The organism is Bacillus sp. FSL M7-1345, assembly GCF_038006985.1.
In the GTDB taxonomy this organism is placed as follows: domain Bacteria; phylum Bacillota; class Bacilli; order Bacillales; family Bacillaceae_G; genus Bacillus_A; species Bacillus_A cereus_U.
Window position 1 is genome coordinate 3,253,345 of sequence record NZ_JBBOWG010000001.1, and the last position, 24,479, is coordinate 3,277,823.

Below are 24,479 nucleotides of genomic sequence, written 5' to 3' on the forward strand. Positions count from 1 at the left end.
AACTTGCTAGTCTTCTACTTTTTCAAATAAAAGAGCAAGCCCAATTCCCCCACCAATTCCTAATGTCGCAATTCCATATTTCATATGCTCTCTTTTAGCCTGATAAAACAAGCGCGTTACAAGCATAGCTCCAGACGCACCGTACGGATGACCAAGCGCTATTGCACCACCATTTACATTTAACTTTTCATACGGAATTTGTAACTCCTTTGCACAAGCCACAATTTTTGAAGCAAATGCTTCATTTATTTCAAAACAATCAATGTCCTCTACTTTTAAATTCATTTCACTTAATAATTTATTCACTGCAAATATCGGACCAGTCCCTGGAAGATTCGGATCCACTCCAACTACAGCACTACGAACGAAACGAAGAACAGGCTTATATCCTAATTTCCGAGCTTGCCCCTCTTCCATTACAAGAACAGCACATGCTCCGTCGTTTACACCACACGAATTCCCTGCTGTTACCGTTCCATTTTGTAAAAATACAGGTTTCGTTCTCTTAATCATTCTTTCATAATTCATTTCTCGCTTAATAGATTCATCTAATAATCCATTAAGTGATAATATTTCATCTTGTATATATCCATTTTCTAACGCTTGTAATGTCCGGTTATAACTAAGACAAGCGTACTCGTCTTGCATTTCCCTCGTTATGTTATAACGCTCCGCGACATATTCAGCCGCTACTCCCATATCTGGATCCCCAATTGTTTCAGGCGAAAACCGCGCTCTATTTTGAAAAGGTGACGTACTTGTACTCTCTACTCCCCCGGCGATATAACAATTACCTGCTCCCCCTTGAATGAGATGACACGCCGTACGTACTGCCTCCAATCCAGCACCACATTGCCGGTCAATCGTTACACCAGGAATATGATAACCGAGCCCTGCTTCTAAAGCAGATAATCTTGCAACGTTACCTCCTGGTCCAACGACATTTCCTAATATGACATCATCTATTTCTCTCTCAATTCCTTTACTTAGAAACGTAAGAAGCGGCGCTACTAATTGCTGAACTTCATAATCTTTTAACATCCCATTCTTCTTACCGATGGGTGTTCTTTTCGCCTCCACAATAACCGCTCTATTCATATATCTTCTCCTGGTTTTCAATCATATTTTTTGCTGCAACACGAGCAATCTTCCCGCTATTTGTATAAGGTATTTCATCAACAAAATGCCATTCTTTCGGTATTTTAAAAGAGGATAATCGTTGTAAGCAAAAACTCTTTAATTGTTGCTTCGTAGCACTTCCTTTTACGATAGCGACAGGCTTTTCACCCCAATAATTATCTTTCACACCAACTACAACAATTTCTTCAACAGCTGGATGCGTATATAACAAACTTTCTATCTCTTCTGGGTAAATATTGATTCCTCCAAATAAAATCATGTTCTTCTCTCTACCAACAATATATATAAAGCCTTCTTCATCTTGGTAACCCACATCCTGCACTGTCATCCAACCATCCTTGGACAATTGCGGGATTATAGCTCCATCCGATACATAGCCCATAAAAAACTGATCACTTTTTACATAAACAGTTCCTACCTCGCCTACCTGTACTTCTTCTCCTACTTCATTACATACTCGAACTTGTACATTATGACAGGGTTTCCCTACTGAATTCGGCTTTCTTTCACTCTCTTTATCGACCAATGCCGTTACAAAGCTTAGCTCCGATGCACCATAAAATTCATATCTTTTTGCATAAGGAAACATATTCTTCATCTTTTCTTTCGCTTCAGCTTCCCATTTCGCTCCTGACGAAATAATTTTCATTTCACCTTCAATTACTTTATTTTCTTTATACAAAGACTCAAGCATTGTAGGAACTGTATACATTACAGAAATATTCTCTACCTTTATACTAGATAGCACTTGAACTGGTACAAACTTTCTCATTATGTGTACCGTTTGCCCTAAAAACAATGCACTTATTGCCCCATATAAGAATAAAGAATGAACAAGCGTCCCAGCTATTAAAATAGAATCTGTATTTTTCATATGAAAGTCATGTACATTACAATCAAAACTATGTACCCATGACTGTTGAGCACGTAAAAATGCTTTTGCTTTCCCAGTCGATCCTGATGTAAATCCCATATAAAAAGGAGCGTTTTGTACATTTTCTACAGGATTATATGCAGGAGGATAGTTCTCAATCATTTCTTTCCATTCTTCAATCTCAATAACCCTTCCTTCTTCGCACGATATATCACTAAGCCTATACTGCTCCGCCACAATAATATCCGGTTTACTAATCGATATTCTTTCTTTAAGTTCATCTCGTTTCCATTTTATATCTAACGGCACACAAACCCATCCAGCCATTGCGGAACCCGCAAATATTTGTAAAAACTCAGTACAATTTTCTAATACAATTGCTACTGTTTTATTCTTCGATTCTTTTTCATTCAACCAGTTTGCTACTTTACAAACTGACTCGAACCAATCTTTATATGTTAACACTCTATCATTTTCTTTAATCGCTATTTTATTCGGTTGTAAAGAGGCATACTTTTTGTATTCTTTTGTAATCCCCATATGTGACGTCCTTTCTTTACAAAATAATAAAGAGAAACACGCAAGTAACGTGTTTCTCCTTTTTCTTATCCTGCATTTGTAATTTTTTTATTCTTTAAAGCAGGCGTAATAATATGTTTCAATGAGCGATGTAATCTTGTCACAAGAATCGCTGCTATAGTCGCCTTTATGCAATCACCTGGTAAAAATACGACACTTACTTTCATCGTTTCCCATACGGAAATATCCATTACGAAAGCTTGGACAATGATACCAAATACATAAACTACGAAAATACCACCAATTATATTAATGCATAATACTTTTATAATAGAAACTTCACGTAAACGCTCAATTAAATATCCAATGACAAACGCTCCAACGATATAACCAAGTAAATATCCTGCACTTGGCCCAACAAATACACTTGGACCCCCGCGTCCACCAGCAAGTAATGGTGCTCCAACTCCAACTATAAGTAAGAAAATAAGCTGACTTAATGCACCGAGACGTGATCCTAACAGTCCACCAGCAAGCATAACACCAAGTGATTGTAATGTAATCGGAACTGGTGTAATAGCAAGAGCAATTGGAGGTATTAACCCTAACACTCCCATAATAGAACTAAATAAAGCGACGAAAACTAAGTTTTTTGTATTCATATTTGCTTCTCCTATTTGTAAACTTAAATTAGATTTTAGATAACATATTATAGGAGTTATATTATCTTTCTATCCACCCTTTGTCAACCTTATTTCTACATAAGTTTACAAATGTAAATTCAATCACTTCTCTTTATGCAAATGCTCAAGTTCTTTCCTAAGCGCCTGTTTTAAAAACTTCCCAACAGATGTTTTCGGAATTTCCTCCATAAATACAATATCGTCTGGTAACCACCACTTCGCAAACTGTGGTTTTAAAAATTCATATAGTTCCTCTTTTGTAACAGTGCTATTTTTCTTTTGTACAACGCAGGCAACTGGACGCTCTTGCCACTGCGGGTGTGGAATTGCAACGACAGCCGCTTCAAATATAGCGTCATGTGCCATTAGAGCATTTTCAAGGTCAACGGAGGAAATCCATTCTCCACCGCTTTTAATAACATCCTTCGTACGATCAACAATTTTGACGCAACCTTCCTCATCGACTGTAACGACATCGCCAGTATATAACCATCCATCACGGAACCCTTCCACCGTACGCTCATCGTTATAATAGCTTGCAGCGATCCATGGCGCTCGTAAACATAGTTCTCCCATCTCCGTACCATCCCACTTCACTTCACCATTTGTACCGACTACTTTCATCTCTACACCAGGGACAAGATATCCTTGCTTCGATCTTATCTCAAGTTGTTCTTCATACGCCAAATCTGTTTCATAGCTTTTTAGACGTGCAAGCGTTACGAGTGGACTCGTTTCAGTCATGCCATATGCATGTACGAAAGGAACATTATATTTTTGCTCAAACGCTTTAATAACGCTTTTCGGTGCAGCTGCGCCTCCGCATAGTAATCTCGTTATACTAGATAAATCATAACTATTATTTTCTAACTCTTGTAAAACACCGAGCCAAATTGTCGGCACACCCGCAGCTATCGTTACTTTTTCAGTTTGAATCATTTCTAATAAAATTTTCGGAGTAAACATCGGTCCCGGAAGAACTTGTTTTGACCCAAACCAAGTAGCTGCAAAAGGAAGTCCCCAAGCGTTCACATGAAACATTGGCACAATAGCCATTGCTGCATCACTTTCCGATAAAGCTGTCGTATCCGCTAATCCAAGTGCCATACAGTGCAACACTGTACTACGATGTGTATAAACAACACCTTTTGGATTCCCTGTAGTCGCTGACGTATAACACATACCAGCAGGTGTAGTTTCATCAATATCTTTAACAAATTGGAAATTTGGGTCGCCGTCTTCTAAAAGTTTCTCATAATGATATACAGGCTGAAGGGTAGTTTTTGGGAGCTCCTCTTTATCAGTCATAATAATATATGCTTGTACAGTCGATAATTCAGACTGGATATTCTCAATGAGTGGTACAAGATCTTCATCAATAAGTAAAATACGATCTTCTGCATGTTGAATAATGTATGAAATATGTTGAGGAGATAAACGAATATTAATTGTGTGTAATACGGAAGCAATACCTGGAATAGCAAAATATGCTTCTACATGTCGATGATGATTCCACGCTAACGTTCCTATGCGCTCGCCTTCTTTAATTCCAAGCTTTTTTAACGCACTGGAAAGTCTTCTTGTCCTTTCCCCTAGCTGCTTATACGTTAATGTCGTAACTGTATCATGTGTCCGTGAAATGATTTCTTTCTTTGGGAATAGTTTTTCTGCCCTTTCCATCATAGAACTAATTGTTAGAGGTACATTCATCATCATATTGTTTACATCCTCCCTTTAAAGCGTTTTCATTTCGTTCATTATAACAGACTTCCACAAATAATTACGACATTTTTCTGTATTTTCTGAATTATTTCTTTGGAAATAATTCTACTAAATAAGAACCATGTTTTAAATACACACGATACAAAACATGGTTCTCTCCAATTTAAAAACTATCTACCTTTTTTCTTACTTTCTTTTTTAACTTAAAAATGAAACGATTACTGTACTCTTCATTTTCAACTAAAAGTTTATACGTTTCTAACACTCCTAAAACACGAACGAAAAGATAGAAACCTATAGCAATAAGAACAACACAGTAAGGATAATACTGCACGAGCTCTCCTGAAGTGATATGCTTTTTCTCAAACAAAAATGGTATTGCTCCTGCCGCGATAAAACAAAATCCAACGATCACTACTGCCGCATACTTCTTCTTAATAGTCGCATATCTTTTTGTCAATTCTTTTAGAAAGTTTTGATCAAATAGTAGTTCTTCCTTTTTTAATACATTGTATCGACTCTCTTCTATCGTTACAGGTACCATCATCGCTCCAATTCCAAGGACAGCAATGATAATGACAAGGAATGTAGACATTGTTGCATTTTCTTTAAATAATAAATACGGTATTGTAGATAAAATAAGCAAGCTAAATCCTAATGCGATATATTTAGAAATTTTTTGCCCATACACTACATACCCTTCCGCCATTTCCTTACTTACATAATAACCATTTTCCTTTTCATTACTTTGCTCAGCAGTTTCTTTTAATAAGTAATCAAGAGAGACTTCAAATATATTTCCAATCATTATTAGTTTTTCAGTTTCAGGAAAACCTTGACCATTCTCCCATTTACTAACTGCTTGCCTTGTTGTGTTTAAATTTTCAGCTAATGCTTCTTGAGAGAGGCCCTTTTCCTTTCTTAATTTAAATAACTTCTCACCAAATCCCATATGTGTATCCCCCTTTGCTTTCTTAACTAAATTGTATGTAAACATTGCTCTCATCTCTATCTTCCTGCGGTTGCACTTTGTCAACTTACGGTTGCGATTATGTTATATAGCGGTTTTGTATACGATTTAGCTGTTTTTTCTATGATTATTACGTTAATAAAATAACACCTCTCAATAACCAATTATAACGATTAAAGGTGATTATTGTTAAAAAAAACAAAAAACTCCTTTATTCATTTAAAGGAGTTTTCGTTATGAACCATTCTAAGATGACTACTTTTTCTTCTATATATTTTTCCGTTTATGTAATGAATGATGAGCATCTCATACAGTATATGTTTTTATCTCTTTTTTTAAGGCGTACTCATATATATGTAAAATGTCACTTGTATTAACTTAATGTAAGATGTTTCGTATACGACGTTTTATATTACCACTTCTCAATAATCATAACGGCTTCTGCTTAAACTTTTCATAATTCCGTACCTTTAATAAAAGGATATTCCCGCAATCCGTACAAACATAAGCATCTACTGGAGATGATGTAAACATCGTTTCCTTTTTCCGTATTTGTGCATATCCGACAAACTCACCTTCTCCTATGTTTTGAGAACCACAATTAGAGCATGTCTGCACGTCTTTCTGTTTCATGAGAGCACCACCTTTAATCTGTTTTCACTCCCTTCGACAGTTCACTTCCATTTCCCTTTCAAAAAACTTCTTATTCTCTTACATTTCAACAGGAATCTCAGAACAAAAATCGTATATGTACTATGAAATATATTTATTGACGGAGGAATTTTATCCTTTTCGGCAAGAAGACTACATCTGATTTGTGCTACGGGTGAAGCCCAACAATTCAGGTGGAGATGAATTGCCGTCAGTCAATAGGCTGAACTCTCTGAGAAAGGTGGTGAAAACAATGGCTAGAAAGAAAGCAGTGAAAGTATTACGTAAACAAAAGAAAAGAGAAAACATGCAACGATTCACTCAGAAACAGAATATCGGACGAGCTTGCCTCACGGCAAAAGAATTTTGTTTACTTCAACGCATGTCGCATAGTTCAAAAGCATTGCGAAATGTTGGATTGTACACCATTAAACAAAGTTATTTGAACCATAATAAAATGGCTACTGTAAAAGAAGTGGACACTGCCATGCAAGCCGATATGAACTACTCGGGCATTCAATCAAACTCTGTTCAAGCCATTCGTAGAGCCTTATATACAGAGGTGAAGAGCTTTTTTAAAGCATTGGAACAGTGGAAGAAAAATCCTGAAACATTCACGGGTCGTCCTAAGTTTCCGAATTATTCTGGTTCAACTGACAAACGAATCATTGAAATCTATCAAGTTCCAAAAGTGGATGATAACGGGTATTGGATGATTCCGATGAATGTTGCATTCAGAAAAAAATTCGGTTCCATTAAAATACGTATGCCTAAAAATTTAAGAAATAAAAAAATCTCCTACATTGAGATTGTACCCAAGCAAAAAGGTCGGTTCTTTGAGGTGCATTATACATATGAGATGCACGTTTCTCAAATGAAGAAACAATCCACGACTACTAGTAACGCTTTGAGTTGCGATTTAGGTGTAGACAGATTAGTAAGTTGTGCAACAAATACAGGTGATACATTCTTAATTGATGGAAAAAAACTAAAATCTATTAACCAGTACTTCAACAAAATGATACGTAATCTGCAACGGGAAAATATGGGAAACGGACTTTCGAAACGTGTTGTAACGAATCAAATGGCTGCACTTTGGCATAAACGAGAACGACAAATAAATGGTTACATTTCACAAACTGTAGGCCTGTTGTTCAAAAAAGTGAAAGCATGCAACATAGATACGGTTATCGTAGGGTATAACGCTGGTTGGAAACAAAAATCTGATATGGGAAAAAAGAATAATCAAAAATTTGTTCAAATCCCATTTCAAAAATTGATTTCAGCAATTGAGAATAAATGTGTAAAAGAAGGCATTCGATTTTTGAAACAAGAAGAAAGCTATACTTCAAAAGCTAGTTTCCTAGACAAAGATAGGATTCCTGTTTGGTCTAAGGATGATGGGACTCATTATCGCTTTAGTGGCAAACGAATCACTCGTGGTCTGTACCAAAGTAAAGCAGGAACATGTATCCATGCTGATATTAATGGTGCATTGAATACATTGCAAAAATCAAGAGTTGTAGAATTGAATGAAAATCTCAAAGTGAAAACGCCGATTCTATTAGAAGTGCAAAAACGTAAGGCTGTTGCTTCGTGCATAGCTTAGTAGGTGTGTCAACCATCCATGTGTACTCGACTTGTCGGGGCTTGTAGCACACGCCGGATTAATCTGAGTGGTGGCTTCTTCCACAAGGAAGAATTGCTCTTTTTCGAAAGGGTGGTGCAAGTGGGAAAACAATAGTTCGTTGCCAGTACCAACCAAAAACTTACTTGGGGTGTTACCGTAAGGTGGCATGAATTCTAGAGCGTCAAACTGTCTAGCGATAGACGAAAAGACCTAGGGTTCTAACTCAAGCCCCCACTGAAACGTTTCACCTCAGTGGGGGTAGTTGACGAGTACTATTATGACACTCAATACAGCACAAGAAATTGAAAACGCAGAAATAGATATGCTATCTTCTAGATTAAAAGCATTACAAGCGATAGCTGGAAATCCAATGCAAGTACAAATGAAAAAGTTCGGGAGTGCCACTGCCTTTTCATCAAAAGTAATTGCTGGTCCTGCTTTTAACACAGTAAAGGGTATTGCATTCACAAGTACAGATGAGATAGATGAAATCATCTCTTATTATCAATCACTACACATCCCTTGTCGTTTTGAAATTACACCGGCTCAAGGCACAACTGAACTATTTCAATACTTATCTCAAAAAGGCTTTTACCAATCTAGCTTCCATACCGCTTTATATAGCATACCGGAACAAGATTTTCCACTTCCCCCTTCTAACATTTCAGTACGCAAACTAAAAGAAAATGAGTTTCATAATTTTGCAGATATTTATGTTCAGGGATTTAGTATGCCTTTATTCACAAAAGATAGTGTTCGTCAAAATAATGAAATTCTTTACAATCAGCCAGGATGGCATTTTTTCATAGCCGAAGTTCAAAACACTCCAGCTAGTATAGGGGTACTCTATATAAAGTGAAACTATAATCAGTGGGGGTTTTGTTCATCCCCCACTGATTATTAGCCCTCACCAATCGGGCGTTTACGGGCAGTTTATCTCCCACCTAACTTCTTTGCTCCACCTGAATTTTGAGGTGGGAGTTTTACTGCCCGTTAATGCGGGATAAATAACGGTGTCGCCTCACTAGCTGCTTCTGCTACTTTGCCAGAATTTCAACGTAAAGGTTGTCATACCGCATTAATTCAAAAACGAATTGAGACCGCTGTTGAATCCAATTGCAATTTAATAGTTGGACAAGCTCGATTTGGTAGCGGCAGTCAAAATAATATGGAACGTGCCCATATGAAAATTGCTTATACAAAATCAATATGGACTGCTAAAAACACAATCGGTAATGTAAAAGAAAAAACACATGAATATACAGAGCATAAAGAAAACAAATAAAAAAGAGCCATCTGGCTCTTTTTTATTTACCCTCATTCTTCTCTAACACATATAAATCTTCTTCAATATTAGATAATTTTTCAGTTACAAGCTTTCTTGCATCTCCAATTGCTTGATTGTATGCAAATGGCCCTACTAACTTTATCATTTCTTCTATTAAACGTTCTGCTTGGAAACGTCCAATCTCATCTAAATCTTCTTCAACGAAAAATTGCTGAATTTGTGCTACAAGCTCTTCTTTTTTATCAGTCGGTATTTTTATGTTCATCATCATTAGTTACCCCTCTATATTTAAGATAATACTTTTCTTAACTCTACCATAGAAAAACGATTTCCTGGACAAGTTTTTGTAACCCCTTCTAACTCCCTATGGCCGAGTATATTTCCTTTCTCTATGGCAAACTGCTTCATAAACATTTTACATACAGAATATAATGAATTCATTTGTGCAGTAGTTGGATCATATTTATCAAAATTTCCCGTCATACATATTCCAATTGTATCACTATTATTATCTTTCGCATGTGCCCCAATATGTAAACCTCGCCCTTCGACTACAGTTCCATCTTCCTCAATAAAATAATTGTAACCAATCCCGCTCCATCCTCTTACCTTTTGATGAAATTCGTGAGTTTTATACACATCCCATCCATCTTCTGACGTATGATGGATAATCAGCTTTTTTACCTTTTCTAAAGGAACTAACTCATCTTGAAACGTTAAATTTGCACATTTAATTTCCATATGAACATTCTCCTCTTACAAATCGATCATAATAACTGTTTTATCATCTGGTCTTATTCTATTTTCTTCTTCTAGCCTTTCAATGATTGCTACATATTCTTTTATACTATTCTTTCTTATATATATCACAATTTGTTCTAACGACCACTCTGGATGGAACAATCCGTCCGAACAAATAAAGATTCCACTTACTTCAGCTACATGTAATTCACCATATTGTAAATAATCCATAGCTTCTTTCATCCCATTTGCAACTGAGTAGCCATTTGGCATATTTGCAAGATATCGATTGTATTTTAACTGCTCCCGAACATCTTGAAAAACGTGTTCTTCCGGGACTGGTAAACCTTTTTTACGATCCTCTTCTCTCTTCTTTTTTGCACGTTTACTAATTCCTTGAACCGTATCTTTCGTTAATACTCTCATCGCTCCATCCTGAAGTATTGCAACGATCATACAATCACCTAACTGTGCATATTCAAGTTTCTCGCCTTCTATTTGAACTGCTGCAATACATGTACACCATAGATGGTCTTTTTTTCTCGTATCAACCTTGTACTCTAGCATCTTGTTTTGCAATAATTCATTCGCCTTTGCAACTTCACCTTGTAAACTATTAATCTCCCGTAACGAAGTAAAATGACTTGCAAATAAATGCGAAGCGATGTATGCTCCATTATGTCCTTCTTCATCACAAAATGGGACAAGTGGCGTTGCACCATCACATACACCGTACATCATGTTATGTTCATTACAAAAAAATGAATCCTCACATTCTTGTTTTAAAGGACTTTTCTGTTGATATGTTGTTATCTTCATATCTGTATCCCCTTTCAAATCATAAAATACTCAAATACTCAAATTGTTTAGATTAATCTAATTTTCCGAAATAAACTGTTTTTACCTAAAACTTTCAATTTCATATATAATCTTGAAATAATATGATTTTTCAGTGAAGGACGGGAAAAAGATGGTCAGATTTCTTGGTGTTATTTTTGGTTCTATTATTATTGCAATTGCCTTTAATCTTTTCCTTATCCCCCATAAAATTTTAAGTAGTGGAATTGGCGGAATTGCTATTATTTTAGGAATTGCAACCCCTGTGAACACAGGCATTATTAACTTTGTATTGAACTTACCTATCCTTATTTTAGGATACATAGGTCTTGGAAAAAAAGTAATTTTTAACACAGTTGTCTCTGTAATTGTATTATCTGTTGCACTATATTATATTCCTGTAAAAGTCGTAGCAACAGATCCACTTTTATCATCTGTATTTGGCGGTGTCATCGCCGGAGCTGGTATTGGTCTTGTCTTTAACTGCCATGGTTCAACTGGTGGATTTGATATTATCGGTATGTTGTTATCTCGCAAGCGAGATATTAAACTTGGTGGATTCCTTATTGCATTAAATACTGTTGTTGTTGTCATTGCGGGATTTTTCTTCACTTGGGATGTTGCCCTTACAAGCTTACTTTCAATTTATGTAACTGGTAAAGTAATTGATGCCGTTCATACAAAACATCGTAAAGTTACACTTATGATTGTAACAAATCAAGCGGAAGAAATGAAAAAAAAGCTTCTTTCAACTGTAGTACGCGGAATTACGTTACTTGATGGTGAAGGTGCTTATTCAAACGAAAAAAAACGTGTACTTATGACAGTCGTTTCTCGTGAAGAATTAGCAAGTATGAAACTAACGATTTCCGAAATTGATCCTCATGCATTCGTTAATATTACAGAAACTGTTGAAGTGTTAGGATTGTTTAGAAAAGCATAAAAAACTAGGTGGACCTTAACCTAGTTTTTATTTTGCATAAATTCAATTCGATTTCCAAACGGATCTGATACGTAAAATCGAATCACGTCTGGTCGTGCATTATCATCTATTACTTCAACACCTTTCTTTATTAACTCTTGTTTAAATTCATCAATTTTCAAAACATAAAAAGCTGGATGCGCTTTTTTAGCTGGATTAAAGTTTTGCTCAACTCCGATATGAATCTCTTGATTTCCACACTTAAACCAACACCCACCACGCTTCTTTAATTCCTCCGGCTTTGGAATTTCCTCCATTCCAATTTTATTACCATAAAATTCTCGCGCTTCTTCTTCACATCCTACGGGCGCAGCTACTTGTACATGATTAATTCCTTGAATATAATTTTTCATATTACTTCCCCCTCTTCTATTCTAATCGTATAACGAAAACACATTCATGTAACTTACAGAAAATTAATTAAGCAATATAAGATTCTCTTATTACTACCTTTTATACCTTCCACTAATAATAAAAAAAGAAAATTTATTCTGTAATTTCCATTTTTTATAGAAATAAACGTCACACCTATATTATAGTTATTAATAGATCCATCTTTTTTAGATGCTAATTGTACGGAGGAAATATTATGAGTCGTAAAAAATATTCATCTACTCAAAAAAAGCGTCATCCGAACGTATCTGGACGCCTGCGAAACCATATACAAAATCGTTCTTTAGCAGAAATGTACGCATCTCTTTTCGAACATAACCCTGATAGTATTATTTCATTGAATTTAGAAGGAGTTATTTTACATATTAATCCCTCTGCTGAAAGAATATTAGGTTATACTTCTAACGAATTAGAGCGAAAAACAATCACTTCTATTTTAGAAGCACATATTTCTGATCAAGTGCTACAATACATAAAAAATACTGCAGCTGACAATCAAAAAGAGTATATCGTCTCTATTTATCATAAAGACGGATATTTACTAGATGTCGTAACAAAACTAGTTCCTATTTTTGTTAAAAATCGTTTAACAGGTGTATACGCCATTATGAAACCCCTTGAAAAATCAGAAAGAATTGAGAAAGTATTACAAGAGAGTGAGAAACGATTACGCACATTAATGAATTCAATGCCTGCATTTGTTATTTTTAAGGATCATGAAGGACGCTGGCTTGAAGCAAATGACTATGCGCTTTCTTGTTTCAATTTCCATAACGTACCTTATCATGGAAAAAGAGATAATGAACTCATTCAATATAACGAAGCGTACCGCGAATCTTTTTTGCATTGTGAAGAAGTCGATGAACTAACATGGCAAAAGGGACAAATTCTTCACGGAGAGGAATTTATTATACATAGAGATGATTTCGACCTAGTTTTAAGTATTTCAAAGGTCCCACTCTTCCATCCTGATGGCTCACGCAAAGGTCTTATAGTGATGGGAAGGGACGTTACCGAACTAAAAGAAACTGAAAAGTTATTACGAAAATCCGAAAAGCTTGCAGTAGTAGGACAACTGACAGCTGGAATTGCCCATGAAATTAGAAACCCGCTCACTTCATTAAAAGGATTTTTAACATTATTACATCCAGAAATAAATGAGGAAAATAAATGGTATGTGGACGTTATGTTGAGTGAGATTTCACAAATGGAATCTATAACAAGCCAATTTATGGCGATGTCTAAACCACAAGTGTTATCTATTCATACATGCAACGTACAAACATTAATTGAAGAAGTTGTAACTTTTATTTTACCAACAGCAATTATGCATAGCGTTCATATCATCATGGACCATTTCGATTATATTTCTGACATTCAATGTGACAGTAATCAATTAAAACAAGTTTTTATTAACATAGTAAAAAATGCGATTGAGGCTATGCCTGATGGTGGTAACATATTCATTCAAACAACTTCGTTAGAAAATGATTTTGTTTCAATACGCATTATCGATGAAGGTTGTGGGATTCCTGAAGAGCGTATGGCTCGTCTTGGCGAACCTTTTTATAGCTTGAAAGAAAAAGGAACTGGCCTTGGCTTAATGATGTGCTATAAAATCATTCAAGAGCATCACGGGAAATTATTCATTTCAAGTGAATTAAACATAGGAACAACTGTCGATATCCAATTACCAGTTGCTACAGCTCAGCCTGTAACAAACTCTTAACTATGGTACATGAATATAGTAAAAGATATCTGTTATAAGTAGTTCAGTTATTGTGGAAAACATCTACACTAATACGCTAAAAAGCTCAAAGTCCCTATATGACTCTGAGCTTTATTTTTGTATACGATTTATTTTATTAAATCCACTCTTTTCCATGTTTACGAATAAACTGAATATCATTTTCATAATGTTCAAGATGCCCTTCATCTATCATCTTTTGGAAGTTCATATCGCCTTCTAGTGCTTTTCTTTTCATGTATTTACATAATCCTTCTAATCGTAGAAGTACCATCTCCAAATAATCCTCGGCGATGCCATCACTTTTATAGGACTCAAAAAACAATTTAACTCTTTGCTTTATGCGGTCTGCATGCTGTAATGAATTATAATAAACCGCCGCACCTGTTTCCTTATAATAAACTCTACTTAATGGGACACAAGTGTAAAGAGTATAGGCTATGTCCCAAAGTCTTGGTCCAGGACCAGCAACATCAAAATCAATAATACCTACTGGTTTTTCGTTATTAAAAATAATGTTGTATATTGCAAAATCATTGTGGCATACAACCTCTATTTTATTTGGAGTATTATCCATCGGTTTCCAATCATCTGATAACGGGAAATCACTCACAGCATCATGATAAAGACGGAGCATCTTCGCTATTTCTTTTAAAACATCATTAGACCACATGTACTCTTTTAAAGGGTAATTACCAGCTTCTCCTTCAATAAATGATAATGTCTCTCTATCTTTATCATCAATACCTAAAAACTTTGGTGCATAACTAAAACCTTTGTTTTCCAAATGATTTAATAGCTTATGAATTTTGGTACTGCCTTGCTTTAATTCTCGTCGAACAGTATCTTCCGAACGATATACGTTTGAGACATTCCCTCCCGTTAGCATTTCTTCATTTTCGTAGTTTGACATCTAATAGTTCCCCTCCATTATTCTACATTTCCTTTATATTTTAACATAACTTTCCTATTCTCTTTTAACCCCTTAAATTGCAACAAAAAAATCGAGTATAAAATCTTTATGATTTTACACTCGATTTAGTCTACTATTTATGCATGTAAAAATATTTTTTCATACCATTCTGTTGCCTTCTCTACTTCATTCATCGTTAATTGATGTCCTCTATTTTCCCAATGCATTGTTACATTAGCATCTACATTTTCTAATAGCATCTTCAATTCCTCTGACTCAGAAGGTGAACAAATTGGATCATTTGTTCCAGCAGCAATAAACACTGCTTTCTCTCCTAAATTAGGAAGTTCTATCCCTCTTCTTGGGACCATTGGATGATGAAGAATGGCACCTTTTAATGCATTTTCATAATGGAATAATAAACTCGCTGCAATATTTGCTCCATTTGAATACCCAACAGCTACGATATTATCTCTATCAAATTCATATGTTTTTGCTGCTTCATTTAAAAATTCATTTAATTCCTTCGTACGGAAAACAAGATCCTCTTCATCAAAAATACCTTCTGCTAATCGGCGGAAGAAACGAGGCATCCCATTTTCTAATACATTTCCACGAACACTTAAGACAGAAGCTTCCCTATCAATTCTTTCTGCAAGCGGTAATAAATCTAATTCATTTCCTCCCGTACCATGAAGCAATAATAGTGTTGGTTTTGACTCATCTTTTCCTTTTTGAAAAACATGTTTCATCATTTTTCTCCCCTTTCAATTCCTTGTATAATTAGTATAATTCTCTTACTTAAATTGGTAATAACCCTTGTTCAATCTGTTTTCTATGCTGATTATATCGCTCTGGTAATTTTAATTCCTCACCCATCGTCTTCTCCACGCCCTTTTTTATTTCATTACAAAAAACGTTTATTTGCTAAAATTCATTATTCATTTTGTCCATATGATAAAGTTCAATCCGCAATGCTATTTTATCTCAATTTTGAGATGCCTCTCAAAAAAACTAACACATTTCATCTCTCTCAGAAAATATCTTGAATTCGAGATAATCCGCAAAAAAAACTACAGTTCTTATGATTATATTTAAAATATTGATTTTATGTTTTTGACTATCCTTCAAAAATACCTTGAATTCGAGATTTATTATAGTCTAATTAGTTTTTATTGTCAATGCGTATATCGTTTCATTTTTTCATCAAAAACAATATTCTGATAACTCATCTCCATCAAATAATTTGTTTGAAAAAGAGCAACAGACAAGCGGGAACATTCATGTAATAAACTTCTACTTTTCCCATAACCAAAAAAGCCATACAAATGTATGACTTTGTACTCATATTTTTTGTTCAGCTACATATTTACTTACCAATTACGGAAGGAAACAATTCCGAAAGTGGAACTACTCTCCCCATCTCATCTTTAAACACAATATGCTCTCTCGTTAAATGGCGCGGGCTCTTTACCCCCGCCGCTGCCGCTAATGAAAACAAACTATATCTCATGCTAATAATGTAGTTCATTACTCGCCATTTCTTCTCATATGGATCTAACGCTTTTTGGTAGTGTGGATTCGTAGTTGCAACACCCGATGGGCATTGCCCTGAATTACATTGAAGCGCCATAATACAGCCACTTGCCATCATAAAGCCGCGTGCTGAATTTACGGCATCTGCACCGATAGCTAAAGCAATCGCTACTTTATCTGGTGTGATTAATTTCCCTGAGGCAAACACCTTTAATTTATCCCGAACACCGTAATGATTCGCCGTATCAATAAATGTAAGTAATGCCGGTATAAGCGGTAACCCCATACTATCTGCCATCGATTTATACGTTGCACCTGATCCACCTTCTGAACCGTCGATTGTAATAAAATCTGGATAGATGTTTAATTCTTTCATTGTTTTTAATAAATCTTCCAAAGGCTTCTGTTGACCAATTACAATTTTCATGCCCACTGGTTTACCACCATTTTCTTGCAAATCTTGAATAAAATATAAAGCCTCTGCCGCACTATTAATAAATGAAAATCGATTTGGCGAATTAATCGTTTCACCTTCTCGTACTTTCCGAACGGAAGCGATTTTCTCATTTACCTTCTGTCCTTCTAAATGACCACCACGTATTTTTGCTCCTTGCCCAAATTTCAATTCAAACGCTTTAATATTATTTTCTTTCGCCTTCTCCATAAATTCCTTCATCGAAAAATTCCCGTCCTCGTCACGGTATCCGAATAATCCAGGACCAATTTGCGCAACGATATTCGCACCCGTATGTAAATGTTCTGGAATTACGCCCCCTTCCCCAGTATTAATCCACGAACCACCTGCCATTTTTGCACCAAACCCAGCTGATAAAATATAATTTTCTCCAATCGCACCGTAAGATGTAGCTGACGCTCCAAACATCCCATACAGTTTCCATGGATATTTACGATTTTCGCCGACTATAATTGCATCATCTTCTTCATACAACCAAAGGTTTGTTGTATCCGCTGTCAATTTTTCTCTTCTTGAAAATAACCCTTCTTTATGAATCATATACTTTTTCCCCTCACGTTCTTGCGTGAGATTCACACTTAATTCATCTGTTAATGTGGGGAATAATGTATTAGCAATATAATAGCCAGATTCCTCAAAATCCCGTTTTGATCCAAAACCAAGTATTTCAGAACGGTATTTTGCTAGAAACATAACACTTTGAAAATCGTAGCGCGAAAAAGGCTTTCCGTCAGTATCATGATCAAACCAATATTGCCTAAATTCTGGGCCTATTTTTTCGAGTAAATAGCGCATTCTACCTAAGTATGGATGCAGTTTTAATATAGAATGATGCGTCCGTTTTTTAATAAAAAATGTAATGATAAAAAAGACAATTAAAAGTAGCATCAAAAAGAGCAATATACTAATAATAACGAGTAGCGCTTCACTCATTCCGCTTCCCCCTATATATGAAATTCCATAATAAAAAGAGAACACTCGATGTGTTCTCTTTTTATCCTTATTCACACTAACGTAGCAAGATGCTCTTTCGCGTCATATTCAACTAAACTTTCAGCATTTTTAATTCGATGAACAAAATCTGGGTTAGCGATTAATGGTCTTCCGAACGCCGCTACATCAATTGTTCCTTCTTGCAATGCTTCTTCTGCCTCTTTCGGATTCAAATTACCCACCCCAACAATAGTACCATCCCAGTATTTTCTTACTAATTGATGAAAATTCTTTCCGTCAGCAATAACTTGCGTATAATTCATCGTTGAAGGGTGAATCATCGTTAATCCAACTTCTTTGAACATATTTACAAAAGTTTCAATCGCAAATTCTGGGTTTCCCCACATATAGGCAGGGTTATCACCTTTAAAGGCAGAGAAGCGAAGCAGCGTTTTATTAGCTCCAACTGCTTCAATTACAGCCTCCGTTACTTCTTTCATAAATGTTAACCTTTGCTTTAAGTCCCCGCCATATTTATCTGTGCGCTTATTTGCAAATTCATAAGTAAATTGATCAATTAAATATCCATGTGCACCGTGAATTTCTACTCCATCAAACCCAGCTTCGATTGCGTTTTTTGCAGCTTGTGCATATTGACCGATAACTTCTTTTATTTCTTCTATTGTCATTGCTTCTGGTATATCAAACGGTTTACGAAAACGCGGAACATTACCCTCCGCAGCAATAGCAGACGGTGCTTGCGGCATTTGACCACCAATTATTTCGTGATGACTCATACGTCCAACATGCCATATTTGAGCAATAATCGTTCCGCCTTCTTTATGTACTGCCTCTGTAACAGGTTTCCAAGAATCAATTTGCGCTTGTGTATAAATACCTGGCACTCCTGGATTCCCTTTTGCTCTCGGGCTAATGACAATTCCTTCTGTAATAATTAATCCAATCCCATCCGCAGCACGTTTTTGGTAATACTCTACTACATCAGTACCAACTACCCCAGTCTCATTATTTGCAAAACATCTCGTCATCGGTGCCATCGCTATGCGATTACGAAGAGACCAAGATCCAATTTGAATCGGATCAAACACCTTTGTTTCATCAATGTTTTCAAAAGATCCCCAATTATTTATATTTGTTCCTGCATAAATATTTGCTGCTTTATTGTTTGAACTTGTCATTTTTCTTCCCCCTTATAAAAAAATTACTATAATCGCATCATACTTACTTTTAAATAGTAACGTCAATTTATACGTCTTTAACATTAAATATTCGAATATTAAACAAATAGAATAATAAAAACAAAAATTAAAAAGGTTTCCTAAGTAGGAAACCTTTTTTAGTTGACCATATAAGGCTAACAATTCGTTTATCTCTTTTAAATAAAGAAAATAAACAATTATTATCTCCTCACATATGGAAAATCTCTTAACAATAGAAGTGGGAGTGGTTCAGTATTCTTCTAAAAATAATAACTTATATACCTAAAACAATGAAAGCCCTACCTCTCTTTCATCCTTACGGCTCCTCGTCCGTGCCAGTGTGAATCAGGATTGCAAAAATCAAGTAACTATTTTATCGAGTTATTTAATTAAACTTCGAACATTCGTAAAAGAAATTAAAAAATAAAAATGGATTAAATTGTAGTAATAACAAAAGAGGTTAATGCTCTAAAAGTGGTTTGAAAGAGTTGAATGTCTTTGAAATGATTGATTTTCTATAATTATATTCCCAAAAAATTCAAGATCTTTTTTGGGATGTAATACATTATCTACAATGAATCTTAACAAAAGCTTTTTATTTGATTTTCTGTGATACCTTCAATTAATCCCAGCTCACTAATCAAAAATTCATGTGCGTTATCTAACATTTTCTTTTCGCTTGCATTAAGTGCTTTTTCTTTCTGCATACGTAATAAATCACGTACAACTTCAGCACCTTCTTGTATTTTACCCGTTTTTATTTTATCAGTGTTCAATTTATACCTTTGTTTCCACGTAAGTAATCTATCTGATTCCCCATGCTGAAAAATATCTATTATGTTTGTTAATGCCTTTATATCTGTAACTGGTCGTATATTTGAATTCAATATTTTCCCCATAGGAATCATTACTTCCATATTACTAGCCGACATTTTTATAACATAATACTGTCTTTTTTCTCCTGAGATTTCCTTTTCTTCTATGGCTTTAATTATACCTGCTCCGTGCATTGGATAAACGATGTTATCGCCAATTTGAAACAAATAATCCACCTCCATATATGGTAACCTTCTCAATCTTAACACACATTTATTTTTTTAGCAAAATTTTTATAATATCACAAAATTATTTTCTATGTCAATTTATTTACACATAAAAATTCAAGCTGTACAGAAACACTAAAAAACCCGCATTTTGTTACATTTTCCACACACATATCTATTCTAATTTCACATTCTCATTTAACATAAAAACACATTACTACATATGAGTAGTAATGTGTTTTTTATAAGGTATAGGAAAACATTCACTTTTAATTTTACGTCTATATACTAACCTGCTTACGAACTGTTTCTCGCGCTAAAAGAAAACTCATAATCACTTGCGCAGCTACTCTACTCGTCATATCTCTAAAATCAAGAGTTGGATCAATTTCTACTATATCCATCCCTTGAACGAGTGGCTCTTTACCAAGGAATTCAATTGCATCAAGTAAAGTTGTACTATCCATTCCACCAGGACCGATTGCTGGACAGCCTGGCGCAAACGCTTGGTCTAATACGTCCATATCAAGAGAAATATAAATAGAAGTCACACCTTGTTTTCTTAATACTTCAATACTTTCTGAAATAAGATCTTTTATTTCTCGCTCTCTTACATCTTTCATTGTATACACTGTCACGCCATGCTCTTTTGCATATTCATGGTACGCTCGTGCATTTGAAAAATTACGAATCCCAATTTGAACGAGTTGTTTTCCTGTAATTACATCATTTTCTAGTAAACTACGGAACGGTGTACCATTTGATGGACCACCATCATCTAAATTACGTAAATCATGATGGGCATCAAATTGAATAATACCGACCTTTCCTTTACTATTTGCAAACCCCGTTATACTCGGAAAACTAATCGAGTGGTCACCACCAAGAACGATTGGTATCATTTTCGGATTTACTTTCGTCAAGTGACCAACTGTTTTCGCAATTCGGTTATGACTCTCTTTTATATCTGTCACATGCATCGTAATATCACCGCAATCATGAAGAACACTTTCTTTCATATCATGTTCTTCTGTAATTGCGTACGTGCTATATGCATCTAACATTGAACGAATTGTTTTTGGTGCAAAACATGCTCCTGAATGACTAATAGATGGTTTAGAAAGGGGTGCTCCAATTAAGGCAGCACCGAATATTTCCTCTCCTTCCTCCCAATCTTTAATCATTTCGCTCCATTTCGTTACTTCGCGATCGATAAACTTTGCATTTTTCTTTAAATAGTGGCCGTGCTCCACGATTGTTCACCTCTTGTATATGCGATATTACCATTCTTCCATACTGTATTTACATGACTTACGCCGTAATGGTACGGTACGTAAGCGTAATTATACGCATCCCATAAAACTAAATCCGCCTTACGACCAACTCTAATTTTCCCAGCTACATCGCCTCGATTAATGGCATAAGATGAGTTAACTGTTACCGCATTCCAGACTTCTTCTGGTGTCATTTTCAGTTTCAGCATCGCAATGCTCATAATAAGCTGAATGTTTTCAGTTGGACAGCTACCTGGGTTAAAGTCTGTAGCTAAAGCAACCGCAACACCTTCATCGATCATTTTGCGACCGCGTGCGAAACTTTCTTTATTTAAATAGAAAGTTGTTCCTGGTAATAAAGTTGCTACTGTATTAGAATTCGCAAGCATTTCAATTCCTTTATCAGAAGCGCCAACTAAATGGTCCGCTGACGCTGCACCGATTTCAGCCGCTGCTTCCGCACCACCAAGAGGGTCGATTTCATCTGCATGAATTTTCACATCAAAGCCCAGCTCTTTCGCTTTTAATAAAAATTCTTTTGATTCTTCTACAGAGAACACACCTGTTTCACAGAAAATATCAACGAACTCAGCTAATTGCTTCTCTTTCATCTCTGGTAATAGATCTAGCATCCATTGTAAAAATTCTTTCGATCTTCCTTTATACTCTTTCGGAACTGCATGAGCACCTAAAAATGTTGAAACTAAATCAATTGAATGCTCTTTTTGTAATTGTGCAGTTACCTCTAATTGTTTCCATTCCGTCTCATCATCTAATCCGTAACCACTCTTCGCTTCTACGGTTGTTACACCGAAAGATAGCATACGGTCTAAATGAAATTTCGCTTTTTGAACAAGTTCTTCTTTCGATGCTTGTTTCGTTGCATTTACAGTTGAAAGAATACCTCCGCCTTGTTCTAAAATTTCTAGGTACGGAACTCCTTGTAATTTTAGCGCGATTTCATTTTCACGAGATCCACCAAATACAAGATGAGTATGCGGATCTACAAGACCAGGAGAAACCATTTTCCCACCGCAATCAATAACCTCTTTCGCTTGTAATCCTTTAGCTTCTTCCGCTGTTCCAACGAAAGTAATTACGCCGTTTTCGATTCCAACAGCACCGTTTTCAATAACAGGAAGCGTGTTCATCGCTTCCTGTCTTAACAAGCCATCTTCTTGATCCATTGTTAGTAATTGACCGATATTTATTAGTAAAGTGTCCAGCATGTTTCTTCCTCCTTATTTCATCATTGGAATGTTAACGCCTTTTTCTTTCGCAGTTTGAATCGCTAAGTCATAGCCAGCATCAACGTGACGAACAACACCCATACCAGGGTCAGAAGTTAATACGCGTTCAATACGTTTTGCCGCTGCTTCTGTTCCATCTGCAACGATAACCATTCCAGCATGAAGTGAATAACCCATACCAACGCCACCACCGTGGTGAACAGATACCCAGCTTGCACCGTTTACACTGTTAATTAATGCATTTAAAATTGGCCAGTCTGCTACTGCATCACTACCGTCTTTCATAGATTCTGTTTCACGGTTTGGAGATGCTACTGATCCGCAATCTAAATGGTCACGGCCGATAACGATCGGTGCTGATAATTCACCATTAGCCACCATTTCATTAATAATGCGGCCAAATTTTGCACGCTCACCATAACCAAGCCAACAAATACGTGATGGAAGACCTTGGAACTCCACTTGCTGACGTGCCATACGAATCCAATTACATAAATGCTCATTATCCGCGAACTCGCGTAAAATAACTTCGTCTGTTTTATAAATATCTTCTGGATCACCAGAAAGTGCTACCCAGCGGAATGGTCCTTTTCCTTCACAGAATAATGGACGGATAAATGCTGGAACGAATCCTGGGAAATCGAAAGCATTTTTTAATCCTTCATCGAAAGCAACTTGGCGAATGTTATTTCCGTAATCAAATGTAATCGCACCTTTTTCTTGCATTGCAAGCATTGCTTCTACATGTTTTTTCATACTTTCTTTTGATAATTGTACGTAACGTTCTGGATCTTCTTCACGAAGTTTCTCTGCTTCTTCTACTGTATAACCTACTGGAATATAACCATTTAATGGATCATGAGCAGATGTTTGATCCGTAACTAAATCTGGCGTAATATTACGCTTCACTAGCTCTGGTAAAATCTCTGCCGCATTTCCTAACAGTCCAATTGAAATTGGCTCTTTCTTCTCTTTATACTCGTTCGCAATAGTTAACGCTTCTTCTAAAGACTCTGTATACAGATCACAATATCTCTTTTCAATACGACGGTCGATACTACGCTTATCTACATCAATAGCAATTACAACACCGCCGTTCATCGTTACAGCAAGAGGTTGTGCGCCACCCATGCCACCTAAACCAGCAGTAATCGTTACAGTACCTTTTAATGAACCATCGAAATGTTGACGTGCCGCTTCACCAAATGTTTCATATGTTCCTTGTAAAATCCCTTGTGTTCCAATGTAAATCCAGCTACCTGCTGTCATTTGTCCGTACATCATAAGACCTTTTTTCTCTAGTTCACGGAAGTGATCCCAGTTCGCCCATTTTGGTACTAAGTTTGAGTTCGCTAAAAGAACGCGAGGCGCATCTTCATGTGATTTAAAAATTGCAACTGGTTTTCCTGATTGAACAAGTAACGTTTCGTCGCTTTCTAACGTTTTTAATGAATCAACAATTGCATGGTAGCTTTCCCAGTTACGAGCTGCCCGGCCAATTCCGCCGTATACAACTAATTCTTCTGGTTTTTCAGCTACTTCAGGATCTAAATTGTTCATTAACATTCGAAGTGCAGCTTCTTGAACCCATCCTTTCGTTTGTAACTCAGTACCTCTTGCCGCACGAATTGTTTGTTGTACTTTTTCCATTTCAATCT

At 36.0% G+C, this 24,479-nt stretch carries 21 protein-coding genes and 3 pseudogenes; 5 read left to right on the plus strand and 19 right to left on the minus strand.

The genetic code is table 11. The annotated features are described in order from the left end of the window. Positions 1 to 6: 6 nt before the first annotated feature. From MHB76_RS16950 to MHB76_RS16975, 6 genes are all read right to left on the minus strand, one after another. On the minus strand, positions 7 to 1,098 hold the full coding sequence (locus MHB76_RS16950) for an acetyl-CoA C-acyltransferase (protein WP_078174179.1): 1,092 nt from the start codon (positions 1,096 to 1,098) through the stop codon (positions 7 to 9). Further along, positions 1,091 to 2,554: an acyl-CoA synthetase gene (locus tag MHB76_RS16955; RefSeq protein ID WP_078174180.1), complete on the minus strand. Its 1,464-nt coding sequence runs from the start codon at positions 2,552 to 2,554 to the stop codon at positions 1,091 to 1,093. Before MHB76_RS16955 ends, MHB76_RS16950 begins: the two co-directional genes overlap by 8 nt. A 65-nt stretch (positions 2,555 to 2,619) precedes the next feature. Beyond that, positions 2,620 to 3,195 (minus strand): biotin transporter BioY, encoded by a 576-nt coding sequence (locus MHB76_RS16960; RefSeq protein WP_002111152.1) that lies wholly within the window; start codon positions 3,193 to 3,195, stop codon positions 2,620 to 2,622. Between the two features lie 123 nt (positions 3,196 to 3,318). Next, positions 3,319 to 4,932 (minus strand): long-chain fatty acid--CoA ligase, encoded by a 1,614-nt coding sequence (locus tag MHB76_RS16965; protein ID WP_078174181.1) that lies wholly within the window; start codon positions 4,930 to 4,932, stop codon positions 3,319 to 3,321. 169 nt (positions 4,933 to 5,101) lie between these two features. Next, positions 5,102 to 5,890: a helix-turn-helix domain-containing protein gene (locus MHB76_RS16970; RefSeq protein ID WP_337360638.1), complete on the minus strand. Its 789-nt coding sequence runs from the start codon at positions 5,888 to 5,890 to the stop codon at positions 5,102 to 5,104. 447 nt (positions 5,891 to 6,337) lie between these two features. Further along, positions 6,338 to 6,541: a hypothetical protein gene (locus MHB76_RS16975; protein ID WP_078174182.1), complete on the minus strand. Its 204-nt coding sequence runs from the start codon at positions 6,539 to 6,541 to the stop codon at positions 6,338 to 6,340. Positions 6,542 to 6,812: 271 nt separating this feature from the next. Here MHB76_RS16975 and MHB76_RS16980 point away from each other — a divergent pair, with 271 nt between their 5' ends. From MHB76_RS16980 to MHB76_RS16990, 3 genes and pseudogenes are all read left to right on the plus strand, one after another. Continuing rightward, on the plus strand, positions 6,813 to 8,168 hold the full coding sequence (locus MHB76_RS16980; RefSeq protein WP_340987215.1) for a transposase: 1,356 nt from the start codon (positions 6,813 to 6,815) through the stop codon (positions 8,166 to 8,168). A 298-nt stretch (positions 8,169 to 8,466) separates the two neighbouring features. Continuing rightward, positions 8,467 to 9,042, plus strand: a pseudogene (locus MHB76_RS16985) (GNAT family N-acetyltransferase); the annotation flags it as partial. Positions 9,043 to 9,195: 153 nt separating this feature from the next. After that, positions 9,196 to 9,474 (plus strand): annotated as a pseudogene (locus MHB76_RS16990) (hypothetical protein); the annotation flags it as partial. A 22-nt stretch (positions 9,475 to 9,496) separates the two neighbouring features. Here MHB76_RS16990 and MHB76_RS16995 read toward each other — a convergent pair. Genes MHB76_RS16995 through MHB76_RS17005 form a run of 3 tightly spaced genes read right to left on the minus strand, consistent with a single transcriptional unit; the run spans position 9,497 to position 11,037 of the window. Further along, positions 9,497 to 9,748 (minus strand): DUF2164 domain-containing protein, encoded by a 252-nt coding sequence (locus MHB76_RS16995; protein WP_002111161.1) that lies wholly within the window; start codon positions 9,746 to 9,748, stop codon positions 9,497 to 9,499. A 17-nt stretch (positions 9,749 to 9,765) separates the two neighbouring features. Beyond that, positions 9,766 to 10,218 carry a peptidoglycan recognition protein family protein gene (locus MHB76_RS17000; protein WP_078174966.1) on the minus strand — a complete coding sequence of 151 codons (453 nt, stop codon included), beginning with the start codon at positions 10,216 to 10,218 and terminating at the stop codon, positions 9,766 to 9,768. A 15-nt stretch (positions 10,219 to 10,233) separates the two neighbouring features. Next, positions 10,234 to 11,037 carry a protein phosphatase 2C domain-containing protein gene (locus MHB76_RS17005; RefSeq protein WP_078174967.1) on the minus strand — a complete coding sequence of 268 codons (804 nt, stop codon included), beginning with the start codon at positions 11,035 to 11,037 and terminating at the stop codon, positions 10,234 to 10,236. A gap of 151 nt (positions 11,038 to 11,188) precedes the next feature. Between MHB76_RS17005 and MHB76_RS17010 the strand changes: the two genes are divergently transcribed. Then, the gene (locus tag MHB76_RS17010; protein WP_002146290.1) at positions 11,189 to 11,998 is read left to right on the plus strand and encodes a YitT family protein; all 810 of its coding nucleotides are present in this window, start codon (positions 11,189 to 11,191) and stop codon (positions 11,996 to 11,998) included. Between the two features lie 20 nt (positions 11,999 to 12,018). Here MHB76_RS17010 and MHB76_RS17015 read toward each other — a convergent pair whose 3' ends face one another. Then, the gene (locus MHB76_RS17015) at positions 12,019 to 12,390 is read right to left on the minus strand and encodes a VOC family protein (protein ID WP_078174968.1); all 372 of its coding nucleotides are present in this window, start codon (positions 12,388 to 12,390) and stop codon (positions 12,019 to 12,021) included. Between the two features lie 236 nt (positions 12,391 to 12,626). On the opposite strand from MHB76_RS17015, the gene MHB76_RS17020 reads away from it, so the two are divergent. Beyond that, on the plus strand, positions 12,627 to 14,159 hold the full coding sequence (locus MHB76_RS17020) for a BA3702 family sensor histidine kinase (protein WP_016105841.1): 1,533 nt from the start codon (positions 12,627 to 12,629) through the stop codon (positions 14,157 to 14,159). 136 nt (positions 14,160 to 14,295) lie between these two features. Here the strand turns inward: MHB76_RS17020 and MHB76_RS17025 are convergent, their stop codons facing one another. The 9 genes and pseudogenes from MHB76_RS17025 to hutU all read right to left on the minus strand — a co-directional run bounded on the left by MHB76_RS17025 (position 14,296) and on the right by hutU (position 24,471). Further along, positions 14,296 to 15,090 (minus strand): phosphotransferase, encoded by a 795-nt coding sequence (locus tag MHB76_RS17025; protein ID WP_078174969.1) that lies wholly within the window; start codon positions 15,088 to 15,090, stop codon positions 14,296 to 14,298. A gap of 137 nt (positions 15,091 to 15,227) precedes the next feature. After that, entirely contained in the window at positions 15,228 to 15,842 is a 615-nt protein-coding gene (locus MHB76_RS17030; protein WP_078174970.1) for an alpha/beta hydrolase, read from the minus strand. 49 nt (positions 15,843 to 15,891) lie between these two features. After that, positions 15,892 to 15,975: pseudogene (locus tag MHB76_RS17035) on the minus strand (VOC family protein); the annotation flags it as partial. Between the two features lie 484 nt (positions 15,976 to 16,459). After that, positions 16,460 to 18,034 carry an FMN-binding glutamate synthase family protein gene (locus tag MHB76_RS17040; protein WP_078174971.1) on the minus strand — a complete coding sequence of 525 codons (1,575 nt, stop codon included), beginning with the start codon at positions 18,032 to 18,034 and terminating at the stop codon, positions 16,460 to 16,462. A gap of 71 nt (positions 18,035 to 18,105) precedes the next feature. Further along, the gene (locus tag MHB76_RS17045) at positions 18,106 to 19,233 is read right to left on the minus strand and encodes an alkene reductase (protein WP_016105845.1); all 1,128 of its coding nucleotides are present in this window, start codon (positions 19,231 to 19,233) and stop codon (positions 18,106 to 18,108) included. A gap of 602 nt (positions 19,234 to 19,835) precedes the next feature. Continuing rightward, the gene (locus tag MHB76_RS17050) at positions 19,836 to 20,297 is read right to left on the minus strand and encodes a CarD family transcriptional regulator (RefSeq protein ID WP_176108044.1); all 462 of its coding nucleotides are present in this window, start codon (positions 20,295 to 20,297) and stop codon (positions 19,836 to 19,838) included. A gap of 281 nt (positions 20,298 to 20,578) precedes the next feature. After that, positions 20,579 to 21,550 carry a formimidoylglutamase gene (gene hutG, locus MHB76_RS17055; protein WP_016105847.1) on the minus strand — a complete coding sequence of 324 codons (972 nt, stop codon included), beginning with the start codon at positions 21,548 to 21,550 and terminating at the stop codon, positions 20,579 to 20,581. Then, positions 21,529 to 22,800 carry an imidazolonepropionase gene (gene hutI / locus MHB76_RS17060; RefSeq protein WP_002111179.1) on the minus strand — a complete coding sequence of 424 codons (1,272 nt, stop codon included), beginning with the start codon at positions 22,798 to 22,800 and terminating at the stop codon, positions 21,529 to 21,531. Before hutI ends, hutG begins: the two co-directional genes overlap by 22 nt. Positions 22,801 to 22,812: 12 nt before the next feature. Further along, entirely contained in the window at positions 22,813 to 24,471 is a 1,659-nt protein-coding gene (gene hutU / locus MHB76_RS17065; RefSeq protein WP_016105848.1) for a urocanate hydratase, read from the minus strand. Between the last annotated feature and the right edge of the window lie 8 nt (positions 24,472 to 24,479).

Excerpts from the sequence above, each read along its gene's own strand:
- MHB76_RS16975 (WP_078174182.1), bottom strand. The coding sequence starts at position 6,541 with ATGAAACAGAAAGACGTGCAGACATGCTCTAATTGTGGTTCTCAAAAC.
- MHB76_RS17040 (WP_078174971.1), bottom strand. The coding sequence starts at position 18,034 with ATGAGTGAAGCGCTACTCGTTATTATTAGTATATTGCTCTTTTTGATG.
- MHB76_RS16960 (WP_002111152.1), bottom strand. The coding sequence starts at position 3,195 with ATGAATACAAAAAACTTAGTTTTCGTCGCTTTATTTAGTTCTATTATG.
- MHB76_RS17045 (WP_016105845.1), bottom strand. The coding sequence starts at position 19,233 with ATGACAAGTTCAAACAATAAAGCAGCAAATATTTATGCAGGAACAAAT.
- MHB76_RS16950 (WP_078174179.1), bottom strand. The coding sequence starts at position 1,098 with ATGAATAGAGCGGTTATTGTGGAGGCGAAAAGAACACCCATCGGTAAG.
- MHB76_RS17020 (WP_016105841.1), top strand. The coding sequence starts at position 12,627 with ATGAGTCGTAAAAAATATTCATCTACTCAAAAAAAGCGTCATCCGAAC.
- MHB76_RS16965 (WP_078174181.1), bottom strand. The coding sequence starts at position 4,932 with ATGATGATGAATGTACCTCTAACAATTAGTTCTATGATGGAAAGGGCA.
- MHB76_RS16970 (WP_337360638.1), bottom strand. The coding sequence starts at position 5,890 with ATGGGATTTGGTGAGAAGTTATTTAAATTAAGAAAGGAAAAGGGCCTC.
- MHB76_RS16980 (WP_340987215.1), top strand. The coding sequence starts at position 6,813 with ATGGCTAGAAAGAAAGCAGTGAAAGTATTACGTAAACAAAAGAAAAGA.
- MHB76_RS17010 (WP_002146290.1), top strand. The coding sequence starts at position 11,189 with ATGGTCAGATTTCTTGGTGTTATTTTTGGTTCTATTATTATTGCAATT.
- hutU (WP_016105848.1), bottom strand. The coding sequence starts at position 24,471 with ATGGAAAAAGTACAACAAACAATTCGTGCGGCAAGAGGTACTGAGTTA.
- MHB76_RS16955 (WP_078174180.1), bottom strand. The coding sequence starts at position 2,554 with ATGGGGATTACAAAAGAATACAAAAAGTATGCCTCTTTACAACCGAAT.
- MHB76_RS17030 (WP_078174970.1), bottom strand. The coding sequence starts at position 15,842 with ATGAAACATGTTTTTCAAAAAGGAAAAGATGAGTCAAAACCAACACTA.
- MHB76_RS17000 (WP_078174966.1), bottom strand. The coding sequence starts at position 10,218 with ATGGAAATTAAATGTGCAAATTTAACGTTTCAAGATGAGTTAGTTCCT.
- MHB76_RS17025 (WP_078174969.1), bottom strand. The coding sequence starts at position 15,090 with ATGTCAAACTACGAAAATGAAGAAATGCTAACGGGAGGGAATGTCTCA.
- MHB76_RS16995 (WP_002111161.1), bottom strand. The coding sequence starts at position 9,748 with ATGATGATGAACATAAAAATACCGACTGATAAAAAAGAAGAGCTTGTA.
- hutI (WP_002111179.1), bottom strand. The coding sequence starts at position 22,800 with ATGCTGGACACTTTACTAATAAATATCGGTCAATTACTAACAATGGAT.
- MHB76_RS17015 (WP_078174968.1), bottom strand. The coding sequence starts at position 12,390 with ATGAAAAATTATATTCAAGGAATTAATCATGTACAAGTAGCTGCGCCC.
- MHB76_RS17005 (WP_078174967.1), bottom strand. The coding sequence starts at position 11,037 with ATGAAGATAACAACATATCAACAGAAAAGTCCTTTAAAACAAGAATGT.